The 10,750-nt window shown below is 34.9% G+C and carries 11 protein-coding genes and 1 pseudogene; 4 read left to right on the top strand and 8 right to left on the bottom strand.

Annotation, left to right across the window (positions count from 1 at the left end; translation table 11 throughout):
* Positions 1-46: 46 nt before the first annotated feature.
* The gene (locus tag SOY52_RS02005; RefSeq protein WP_320847315.1) at positions 47-1,054 is read right to left on the bottom strand and encodes a transposase-like zinc-binding domain-containing protein; all 1,008 of its coding nucleotides are present in this window, start codon (positions 1,052-1,054) and stop codon (positions 47-49) included.
* A 423-nt stretch (positions 1,055-1,477) separates the two neighbouring features.
* Between SOY52_RS02005 and SOY52_RS02000 the strand changes: the two genes are divergently transcribed.
* A complete protein-coding gene (locus SOY52_RS02000; RefSeq protein ID WP_320847314.1) occupies positions 1,478-1,627 on the top strand; it encodes a hypothetical protein in 150 nt (49 codons plus the stop codon).
* Here the strand turns inward: SOY52_RS02000 and SOY52_RS01995 are convergent.
* From SOY52_RS01995 to recO, 7 genes are all read right to left on the bottom strand, one after another.
* A complete protein-coding gene (locus tag SOY52_RS01995) occupies positions 1,624-2,946 on the bottom strand; it encodes an MATE family efflux transporter (protein WP_320847313.1) in 1,323 nt (440 codons plus the stop codon). The two genes, SOY52_RS02000 and SOY52_RS01995, sit on opposite strands and share 4 nt — an antisense overlap.
* 36 nt (positions 2,947-2,982) lie before the next feature.
* Complete coding sequence (locus tag SOY52_RS01990) at positions 2,983-3,537, bottom strand: NUDIX hydrolase (RefSeq protein WP_320847312.1); 555 nt, start codon at positions 3,535-3,537, stop codon at positions 2,983-2,985.
* 54 nt (positions 3,538-3,591) lie between these two features.
* Entirely contained in the window at positions 3,592-4,047 is a 456-nt protein-coding gene (locus SOY52_RS01985) for an Lrp/AsnC family transcriptional regulator (protein WP_320847311.1), read from the bottom strand.
* Entirely contained in the window at positions 4,044-5,123 is a 1,080-nt protein-coding gene (serC, locus tag SOY52_RS01980; RefSeq protein ID WP_320847310.1) for a 3-phosphoserine/phosphohydroxythreonine transaminase, read from the bottom strand. Before serC ends, SOY52_RS01985 begins: the two co-directional genes overlap by 4 nt.
* A complete protein-coding gene (locus SOY52_RS01975; protein WP_320847309.1) occupies positions 5,123-6,010 on the bottom strand; it encodes an NAD(P)-dependent oxidoreductase in 888 nt (295 codons plus the stop codon). Before SOY52_RS01975 ends, serC begins: the two co-directional genes overlap by 1 nt.
* 208 nt (positions 6,011-6,218) lie before the next feature.
* Positions 6,219-8,351, bottom strand: a complete 2,133-nt coding sequence (gene recJ, locus SOY52_RS01970) for a single-stranded-DNA-specific exonuclease RecJ (protein WP_320847308.1) — start codon at positions 8,349-8,351, stop codon at positions 6,219-6,221.
* A gap of 17 nt (positions 8,352-8,368) precedes the next feature.
* Complete coding sequence (gene recO, locus SOY52_RS01965) at positions 8,369-9,112, bottom strand: DNA repair protein RecO (RefSeq protein WP_320847307.1); 744 nt, start codon at positions 9,110-9,112, stop codon at positions 8,369-8,371.
* A 64-nt stretch (positions 9,113-9,176) separates the two neighbouring features.
* On the opposite strand from recO, the gene SOY52_RS01960 reads away from it, so the two are divergent.
* The 3 genes and pseudogenes from SOY52_RS01960 to SOY52_RS11140 all read left to right on the top strand — a co-directional run.
* Positions 9,177-10,430: a DUF4105 domain-containing protein gene (locus SOY52_RS01960; RefSeq protein ID WP_320847306.1), complete on the top strand. Its 1,254-nt coding sequence runs from the start codon at positions 9,177-9,179 to the stop codon at positions 10,428-10,430.
* A 66-nt stretch (positions 10,431-10,496) separates the two neighbouring features.
* Positions 10,497-10,667, top strand: coding sequence for a transposase (locus SOY52_RS11145; protein WP_414429578.1), 171 nt, complete (start codon positions 10,497-10,499; stop codon positions 10,665-10,667).
* 16 nt (positions 10,668-10,683) lie between these two features.
* Positions 10,684-10,750: pseudogene (locus SOY52_RS11140) on the top strand (hypothetical protein); the annotation flags it as partial.

Genomic DNA, 10,750 nt, shown 5'->3' with positions numbered 1-10,750 from the left:
AAATCCTTATTTGCACAGTGTTGGTAAAAAACTTCGATTCATCGCGTTATTTGCAGAATCTATCCCTGTAATTGAGGGTTTTTGGGCAATGCAGTGACCATTCCAGTATCTTATCAACCCTCTCATACTGATTTCCCTCATTCATGATGAAAGCAAAAAGGTTGAGGTAATCCTGCAGTTCTTCTCTGTCAAAGCCTGAATGGGAGTTCAGAAACTTCTTGAGAAAGAAACATTTTCTGTTGATCGGCAGCAGGGGATTATCCTTATCGGATACTCCCTTCAGAAGTCTTGCATTATATGTCTCACTTTTCAGACCAAGCTCATCCACCAGCAACCTGTGTCCCCTTTCATCATCATGTATCAGCTTTGAACCTTCCCTGATATGATCCTTGAAGGTGGATAATGTTCTTTTTCCGCTTACCTTGCCGAAGCCTTCGGCAAATGCGATGGTTCTCTTTCCGTCAGTACCTATTCCTATGCAGATCTGATTTTTGGATAATCCCCTGTACTGAGTCCCATCATCCTTGTGTTCTATATCCTGAGTTCTCACCTTATAGAAGGTCTCATCAATGTAAACAGTTCCTTCCAGTACAATGTCCTTCTGATAATCACTCAGTACAAAAAACAGCTTGCTCAGCCAGTATTTAACAGTACTGTAAGCATTTCTGTTGGTTTTTGATATGGATGTGAAGCTCTGGAACCTGAACAGGCACAGACAGAAATCTATCCATTCGGAGATCGGGATCTTATGATCCTGAAATATAGTTCCGGTTATTATGGTGAAAGTTCTGCGACAGGATTTACAGCAGTATCTTTTCACACCGTTACGCGTCCTGCCGTATCCCATGTATTCCTCATGTCCGCAGTATGGACACTTCTGAGGCTCATATGAATTAAGAAGACCGGCTTCCTCCGTCTCGGATATTGCCTTGTGCTTATCCGCGTAAAGGGCGTCGACCTTCCTGTCGATGAAATGCTGCAGTTCAGTAGCATCTGCATCACCTGTCCAGGGAGTTGTCCTACTGGATTCCGTAATGAAAAATTCTTTGTTCATGTGTGGTAGTCCTAAATGAAGTGGACTTGGCTGACTGGACTACCACATCAACTTGCCAGCCTCATCCACTGTTCATTAAGTACCACTATCGTACTTCATTTACCCTATTTTTACCAACACTGTGCAAATGTGGATTTAAAAATAATTAATCGCTTTGTAATATATTCTAATGTTATATATATGCTGCGAAAAACCCACACGCTTGCGTGTGGGATGAAAGCAGCTTTTCTTTCTCTTGACAATTATCTAGAAGAATTAAATATACTATGTATATAATAAATCATGAAAGTAAATAAAAGGGGAGTAAAGGATTAAGGTTAATAAGATTAAAGTATTAAACAGTGGAATTAAAATAGTTTAGAAGATTAATAACAGGGAGATTGACTGTACTTCCTTGCTGGAAAGCAGAAATTTACCGCTAATGTGGTCGTAGGACTGCTTGGTAATGAAAGTCCTGATTTAAATAGACTTACACTTGTAACTCCAAAGTCTGAAAATGATGTACGATTACAAGCTACACTTGGTAATCAGAACCCCTCGGGCTTGCCCGTGGGAGCAGTCAGAGATATCTAATCTTGGCGTTTTGCTGCCTCTTTTATTGTCTTACTATAAACTATAGATATTAATGGTAATACAGCGATATCAGATGCAAAATAACTTAAATATAAACCATCAAGCTTAATAAAATAATTTAATATAAAGGCAAATGGTATTAGTAGGGCAAAGAATCTAGTCATTGTTAATGCTAAACTCCTCTCTCCCTTTCCAAGTCCTTGCAAAAGTCCTGATGTAATTATATTTGGACTTGTAAATAAAAAGCAAAATGAGAGAAGTTTAAAAGCTCTTATACCCATTTTCATCAGAGTATCATCGGAAGTAAAGAGTGATACTAATTGCTTTGTGCAGGTTTGAAAGAAAATAAACCCTATAATCATAACAGACCAAGATAATAGAAGAGATGTAAAATACGCTTTTTTTACTCTCTCAAAATTTCCTGCTCCATAGTTATATGAAACTATTACAACAAGGGCAGATGATATTCCTGATGCTGCTAAGAACATAAAAGACTCTAACTTAAGGTACATTGAATAAACTGCCATTGCATCTAAACCATAAGATAAAATTAGTCTGTTAAATATTAGTCCAACTATTGAGCCCGCGGCACTAACCATCATAGATGGCAGAGCAATATTACTAATGCTCTTAAGCTCTTTAGTTAAAAAACTTCCTGATAACTTTAATATTCTATTCCTTTGGTAAAAAATAAAGCCAATAATAAAAGAAACTAAATATCCTAAAACTGTACTAATTGCAGCACCTTGAGAACCTAAATCAAAATAGAAAATGAATATAGGATCTAAAATAATATTCGCTACAGCTCCAGAAGATTGAATTATCATTGCATATAAAGGCAATGAGTGAGAATTAAATAATGAAGCAAATAGTGTTGAAATAAATATTAAAGGAAAGCCTAATGCAATTATTTGTAAGTAATTAGAACCAAGAGAGATTGCTTGTGTATCAGTTGTAAAACACTTTACAAAGACTTTTGCTAAGATAAGAGATAATAATGCAATTGTACATGCAATAGCTATTACACATAAAAACGCTGTTTTAAATGTATTTTCTGCACTCTTCTTGTCTTTTTGACCAAGATGTCTTGAAATACATCCACCCATTCCAGCTCCAAAGCCAGAACATAGTGCTAAAGAAATATTAATTATTGGATGAGTAATCGAAATTGAGGCAAAAGCATGACTAGAGTAGCGTGCAATAAATAAACTATCAAAAGCATTATATAATGCTTGAAATGCCATGGTCAGCATAGCCGGAAGTGCCATTCTGACCACAAGAGTTAGTATATTTTCATTTCCAAGACGTTCTTCATTCATACGAATGAAAGTTTTATTAAAAAATAGGTTAGTTAATCAAGCCTTTTTATCTAAATATAACTTTGCTTTTAATAGAGCTAACTGAGTTTTAGCATCTGCTATCTCACCATTCATAACCATTTCAATTAGACTTTCAAATTTAATTTGCTCTACATTAATAAATTCATCGTCATCTAAGTCCTGCTCTCCCTTTTCAAGCCCTTTTGCGATGTAGATTTGAATAGCTTCATCACTATATGCAGGAGTTGGATATAGAAAACCTAAATCAATCCACTCACGAGCAGTAAAACCTGTTTCCTCTCTTAGTTCTCTTTTAACAGCTTCAAGTTTATCTTCACTCTTTGAGTCAAGCTTACCTGCAGGAATTTCCCAAAGTATTTCATCAACAGGGTATCTATACTGACGTTCCATAATTACATTTCCATCATCTGTAATTGGAACTACACATACAGCACCAACATGTCTAATTAAATCACGACCAGTTTCATGACCATTAGGTAAAATTACTCTATCATGAAACACATGAAGAAGCTTTCCAGAGAAAACTTCGCTACCATCTATTCTTTTTTCTCTAAGATTATTATCGTTCATAACTCATTATTATGAAACAAGGGAAGAGCTAATGCAATTCCCTTGTGTTCTTAATTATAGTAAATATGGCACAACTAAATTATGTGACTGATATACAATAAAGGTTTCAACCTCTGTAATGTCCTTTACCTTATTAAGCTCATTTTTAAAGAACTCAAGCAGTGAAAGGCCTTCAGTATCACATAACTCAATTTGTAGGATGAGATCATAACGTCCTGTTACTACTGCACAGTTAATAACTCCATTTAAGCGAGTAAGCTCCCTAGCCTTTGTCTCAAGGTCAAGTGTTTTAACCTTGATACCCATCATAGCTACTTGGAATGATGGGATGTATTCAGGGTTTACTAATCCTGTGATTTGAAGAACGCCATCCTCAATCATTTTATTTACTCTTGTTCTAACAGTATTCTCTGTTATTCCAAGCTCCTCTGCGATGGCAGAATATGCTTTTCTGCCATCCTTTAAGCTTCTTATGATCGTTTTATTGGTCTCATCGATCTTTTTTATCATCCGTTCTTTCTCTCAAACTCTTTCATGAAATCCTTAAGAGCTACTACATCTTCATATGGAAGTGCATTATACAATGATGCTCTTAATCCACCAACTGATCTATGTCCCTTAAGACCAAGCATACCCTCAGCAGTAGCTTCCTTAACGAATTTAGCTTCAAGCTCTTCTGAAGGAAGACGGAATACAATGTTCATTCTTGAGCGGTAGCGCTTATCAACAGGGCTTCTCCAGAAGTCTGAAGAATCAATAACATCGTAGATTAATCCACTCTTTAAATCTGCATTCTTATCCATGCCTTCTACACCACCATTTCTCTTAATCCATTCGAGAACAAGTTTAACGCCCCAAATTGAGAATACAGGAGGAGTATTGTAAAGGCCCTTTTCCTTAGCATGAAGTGCATAATCCATATATGCTGTTAAATTAGGATTTCTTCTTTCAAGCATATCCTTTCTCATAATTACAAATGTAGCACCAGCAGGTCCTAAATTCTTCTGAACACCGCCGTAAATCATGCCAAATTTCTTTACATCTACTGGACGAGAGAGAATATCAGAAGACATATCAGCAATAAGAGGTACATCACCTGTATCTGGGAAATCTTTCCACTCAATACCTCCAATGGTCTCATTTGCACAAAGGTATAAATAAGCAGAGTTTTCACTTGGCTTAACACTCTTTGGATCAGGGAGAGTTGTAAAATTACTTTCTTTGCCATCAAAGAAAACATTTACATCACCTAGCTTTTGAGCATCTTGACAAGCTTTATTTGCCCATGTACCAGTTCTTGAATAATCTGCAACCTTACCCTTAACAAGGAAGTTAGTTGGGATCATTGTAAATTGAAGTGTTGCACCACCACCAAGGAAGTAAACATCATAATCCTCTGGGATAGCTAAGAGTTCTCTGAATGAAGAAAGACATGAATCATACATTTCTTCGAACATACCACCTCTATGGCTTGCTTCAATGATAGAAAGTCCTTTACCTTCGTAATCAACAATGTTGTCTCTCATCTCCTCTAGTACTTCAACAGGGAGAACAGATGGTCCTGCAAAATAATTCTTCTTTCTCATCAGATCTTACCTTCCTTTAATAATTTTTCAATTGTGTCATATACTTCCTGACCAATTCTTAATAAGTTTTCATTACTATTTGCACCAACGTGTGGGCTAAATGTTACATTTTCACAACCAAAGAGTGGATTTTCACTTACAACTGGTGGTTCAGATGAGTAAACATCTGTACAGAACCATGAAAGCCTTCCATCTTTAAGTGCTTGAGCTACTGCAGCTTCATCAACACACTTACCTCTACCTGTATTAATAATTACAGGTTTCTTTTCCATCTTATTAATAAGATCTTCATTTACCATCTTATCTGTTTCAGGTGTATAAGGGAGGTGCATTGAAATGTAATCAGCATCCTTAACAGCTTCCTCTGGAGTAGCTTTAAGCTCTGCTAAATCACTTTCAGTAACATACTTATCATAAGCTTGAACTTTCATGCCAAATGCATTTGCAAGAGTTGCAACGCGTTTTGCAATATTACCAAGGCCTAAAAGTGCAAGAGTCTTTCCACCAAGCTCACTTCTCTTTGTCTTCTTTGCCCATTCACCTGCTTTCATTGTTCTATCATAGAAACAAACCTTACTAGCTGTTGAAAGCATTAATGCGAAAGCCATTTCAGCAACTGCTGGGGCTGATGATTTTGGAGTGTTGGTTGCAATAATGCCTTTTTCCTTAGCATATGCTAAATCGATATTATCCATACCTACACCACCACGAATGATTAAGCGGCATTTCTTTGCATTATCAATGTACTCTTTGGTAGCCTTTGTTTTACTTCTAATAAGTATAACATCTGCCTCTGCAAGACGAGAAATATCATCTGTGACTTCACCAAAAACGGAGAGCTTTCCTGGTAAGCTCTTATCAAAAGCATCTGCAATGAGTATTAACATAACAACTCCTTTTTACATTTTGTTATGCTAAGTATGTGGGCAATTTATGTATTTGTCAATTTTTTTTAATAAAAATTATGAAAACTTAAATGGATAATTATCAAATATGCTAAAAATAGATCAAAATAATTTTTATTAGTATCCAAAAAACAACTTTTTTGGTCAATAAACAAAATGGAGAGTGAAAAAAAATCTCACTCTCCTCTTTTCACTCCTTTTCTAGAGCTACTACAGTAAGCTGTAAATTAGCAACTCCCCTATAGTAGTTTCTTCCTAGTCTGAAGACCATTTTTACCTTATCTCCAACATCAAAATTCTTTTTAAAAGCATCTTTGCTATTCCAATAAAGACAAGGCCAAAGCGAATTACCATACTTAATTGTAAGCTTTAAATTTCCTTTTTCTTTATTTTCCCCAAGACAGATACAATCTTTAATCTCCGCATGTTCAATTAAAAAGTTTAGAGGGAAGTTCTGCTCTCCATATGGCTCAAATAATTCAACTATCTTAATTAAATTTGAGTTCATATATTGTGGAGGAATTAATGCATCAACAGTTAATTGTTCCTCTGCTTGATCTTCATCAAGCTTTAAAACTTCTTCATCTAAAAATTTTTCAAATTTCTCAAACTTTTCTGCATCAAGAGAAAAACCACCTGCTGCTTTATGACCTCCAAAATCATTAACAATGTCCTCAAATAAAGATAAGAATGATCTACAGTTAAATGAACCACGACTACGCATTGAACCACTTAATCGCCCTTCTTCTGCTTCTGCAATTATCATTACGGCAGGAACTTGAGGATAATCACGTAATACCTTTGAAGCAATATTACCAGTTAACCCTCTTGGAATCGCTGAATCTTTAACCATAATAAATTTTGAACCAAAAGATTCTAAGCTCTCCTCTGCCTTAGCCTTTACAAAGTCATAGGACTCTTCACCAAGTTTTTGTCTCTCCTTATTTAAAGAAATCAGTTTCTTAGTTAACTCACTACAAATACTAATATCATCACTAAGAAGCAAATCAACAGCAACACGAGGGCAACCTAAACGGCCTGATGAGTTGATAACAGGAGTAATGTACCAACCAATTTCTGTTGTAGTAATTGGTCTTCCTAAAAGATTTTGTGCAGATAATAGTTGTACAATTGCTTCTCTTGGATGCTGATTAATCCTTTTTAAACCAGCTTTTACAATTACCCTGTTTTCATCTTTAAGTGGCATTAAATCAGCAATTGTTCCAAGTGCTACAATATCTAATATTCCCTCATATTCACTACTTAGTAGAGGCTCTTGGAAGCTACAACAACTTTGAAATAGACTAATTAAAGTTTCAAGCTCTTCATGTCCATCACTATACATTACCGCTCTACTTTGCTTAGAAAGGTCAAAAAGACTCTTTCCTTTGACTGCAGGAATAACCTTTTCAAGTTCCTCTCTAATATCATATAGCATGATATCAACACCATTTCCAAAGGCTTGGCGTAAAGCTCTTAACTCAATATCTTTATCTAAAACTAAAATAGGAAGTTGCCTGGTTAAAAAGGAAACTACCCTGCTATGCTCTAAGTCCATTACACCATTTGGAACTTCTTCGATAACTCTGCCTCTTTCAACAAGGTTATCAAGTTGCACGGCTTCAATAACTGTAGTTGTGTTATCACCTGGACCAGGTAGTGCATGAAGTAATATTACAGATGATGAATAATACTTTGTTTGAGAAAATCGTAAAGCCCAAATTAGTTTTGCAGCAACGCCACATCCTGCCAGGTGCTCAAACGGATAACCGGAGGATGGAACTTTAGGATCTATTACTGCAACAGCATCAGGAACATCATCGCCTGAAATATGGTGGTCAGTTACAATTGTATCAATTCCAAGTTTATTTAAGCTATCAATTTCTTTGATACAAGAAATTCCACAATCAACAGTAATTACTAAAGAAGCCTTCTCATCACATATTTTCTTAACCGCTTCGTCGGTTAAACCATAGGGATCATCTCCTTCAGGAAGCATGTAAAAGACATCAGCACCCAATCTCTTTAGCTCCCGAACCATTATTGTAGTTGCAGTAATACCATCTGCATCTCTATCACCAAAGATACAAATTCTCTCATGATCTTTAATAGCATCATTAATTCTGATTACAGCACTATCCATATCCTCGAACAAAAAAGGAGAATGAAGATAGTTAATACTACTTTCTAGGTAGTATTTTATATCCCTCCTATCTGTTATTCCTCTCCTTGCAAGTATTGTTGCAGAGAGTAAATCACATTTGTATTTCTCAACCAGACGTCGAGGAACCTCTGGTGATACTCTTTTAAGCTCATATTCCATATCAATAATTCCCAAAGCTATAGTGCAAGCTCAAGTAAGCCACTTTTCATTACCTTTAGTTCTACACCTAAAGCCAAAGTGATATAGCGTAGCATGTATCTCATAATTCTTGAGGCTTGCTGTGGACTTATATTAAATGCAAGAGATTTAGAAAGAGGAGACGCAGCTGAATCTCTAATATATGCTCTTGCATTTCTAGGTAGTATTAGTCCATTTGATATATTATCACATTCACTGCAGCATGGAACAGAAAAAGTAGTATTATATCCTAGGATATCACTATCATTGTAAGTTCTTGAACATACAGGGCATGTAATAAAATCAGGTAAAAGTCCTGATATCTTCATATATTTTATCATAAATTGAGTTGCAACTATCACATAGTTTTCATCATTTAATGCATCTAATAGAGTTGTAAAAGTTTCATATAAATCTAAAAAGGTTTCACCCTTATATAAAATTACAAGCTCACTCATTAGAGAGGATGCAAAAATAGTCTCAAGTGAATGTGTTGCTTCTTCATGAATTGAAATAACATCTAAATCTACCAATGATCGAATAGATTTTTCTTTATTGTGGTAAACACTGAAAACAGCTTCCGTATATAGGGATGCCTTCACACACTTTTTTGATTTCTGAGCACCATACACCGTCATATTGTATACACCAAGCTCTGGCGACAAGAGTGTTAATAACCTATCGTTTTCTTTTACTCTTGTACTTTTTACTACAACGGAAAGTAATTTTTCATTTCTATCCACGAGTGAAAAAATAAAACCGATTTAGAGTAGTGTCAACCTTCATCTGGTATGCTATATTATTTCTATGCTTAAAAAACTACTTACACCAGCAATTCTTCTTTTAGCTATGCTTACTCTAAGTGCAGCTTCAATAAAAGATGAAAAACTTGAAGATACCTTTGATAGTGAAAAAAATCTTTCACTCTTCAACTTTAACAATTATGAAAGTGATGAAAAGGATTTTTTAGATAATACTAAGTTTTATTTACAGACTATGGCTCCAGGAGATGAAATATATACTTGGTTTGGTCATTCAGGTTTAGTAGTTGAAAATAAAAAGTATGGGCTTGAAAGATGTTTTGATTGGGGTGTTTTTGCATTCTCTCCAACATTTTATATAGATTTTATTTTTGGTCGCTTATATTACAGTTTAATGGTTAGCTACCCTTCTTACACAATAAAACAAGCAGAAAATGAAAATAGAACACTTACAAGAACAGAGCTAGTAATTCCAATAGAGGCAAAAAAAGGTATTATTGACTTTTTAAACTACAATGCATTAGATGAAAACTCAACATATCTTTATCACCACTATGAAGATAACTGTGCTACAAGAATTAGAGATATTTTTAATGCATCTACCCATGGTGAATTTAAAAAATGGGCAACTAGTATAAACACAGGAAAGAGTTATCGTGATTACACAACTGATTTAATGGGAAAATCTTTTCCTGTAAACTGGACTTTAAATTTTCTACAAGGCCCTTCAATTGACAAAAAACTAACACTTTGGGAAGCATGTTTTTTGCCAGATATTCTAAATCAAGCGATAGAAGAGTATTCAAACGTTACAGCAGTTACCGTTGTAGCTGCAAGAAAAATTAATTACTCTCAAAAGAGTTTATTATTTGAATCAATTACAATCGCAATTATTATTTTCGTGCTCCTTGTCTGGTCCTATAACTCAAAACGAAGGCTCTGGGCTCTTTTTACATCTATTTTATCTCTATTTTTAGCTATCCTTTCATGTGTACTTATTTTCATGATGTGTTTTTCAAATCATGATGTAACATACTTTAATGAAAACATTATCTTTGTAAATCCAATGCTATTTTTACTATTTTTCTCTTCGATTAGAACTCTTTTCTCTAGAGAAAAAAGAGAGGCTAAACTTAGCCTCTCAATCATGAAAATCGGATTTTTACTCACTCTATCACTCTTAATCCTCAAAGGATTATTCATGGCGACCTTTACTCAAGATAATCTTGCACAAATATTCTTTATGCTTATTATCTACTCTTCTGCATTCTTTAGGATATTAAGCGGGAATCCTCGGTAATTCAATTACCGAGATGAAAGCGTAAAATAGTAATTGTTAAAATATATGCATGTGATATCATAAATTATGAAGACAAATCTTGTACATTACAGAACTTGCGTATGTAATATTAACTATCATATAGTATGGTCAGTCAAATATAGAAGAAAGGTTTTGACTCAAGAAATCGAATCATATCTGAATGATCTTGCCAGAATGATAGCTGAAGAGAAAGGATTTACGATAAAACCACTTTGAAGTAGGAGATAAAGATCATATACATGCTTTTGTTTCTGCTCCACCAAAGCTTTCAATTACTTCAATCGTAAAATACTTAAAAG

This window comes from Bullifex sp. (genome assembly GCF_034103065.1).
Classification (GTDB): Bacteria; Spirochaetota; Spirochaetia; order Sphaerochaetales; family Sphaerochaetaceae; genus Bullifex.
The sequence above is the reverse complement of the archived record's forward strand: the minus strand, read 5'-3'. Positions and strand labels throughout refer to the sequence as shown.

Bases quoted from the DNA above. Each gene is read 5' to 3' on its own strand.
- SOY52_RS02005 (WP_320847315.1), bottom strand. From the start codon at position 1,054: ATGAACAAAGAATTTTTCATTACGGAATCCAGTAGGACAACTCCCTGG.
- SOY52_RS01995 (WP_320847313.1), bottom strand. From the start codon at position 2,946: ATGAATGAAGAACGTCTTGGAAATGAAAATATACTAACTCTTGTGGTC.
- SOY52_RS01990 (WP_320847312.1), bottom strand. From the start codon at position 3,537: ATGAACGATAATAATCTTAGAGAAAAAAGAATAGATGGTAGCGAAGTT.
- SOY52_RS01985 (WP_320847311.1), bottom strand. From the start codon at position 4,047: ATGATAAAAAAGATCGATGAGACCAATAAAACGATCATAAGAAGCTTA.
- serC (WP_320847310.1), bottom strand. From the start codon at position 5,123: ATGAGAAAGAAGAATTATTTTGCAGGACCATCTGTTCTCCCTGTTGAA.
- SOY52_RS01975 (WP_320847309.1), bottom strand. From the start codon at position 6,010: ATGTTAATACTCATTGCAGATGCTTTTGATAAGAGCTTACCAGGAAAG.
- recJ (WP_320847308.1), bottom strand. From the start codon at position 8,351: ATGGAATATGAGCTTAAAAGAGTATCACCAGAGGTTCCTCGACGTCTG.
- SOY52_RS01960 (WP_320847306.1), top strand. From the start codon at position 9,177: ATGCTTAAAAAACTACTTACACCAGCAATTCTTCTTTTAGCTATGCTT.
- SOY52_RS11145 (WP_414429578.1), top strand. From the start codon at position 10,497: ATGAAGACAAATCTTGTACATTACAGAACTTGCGTATGTAATATTAAC.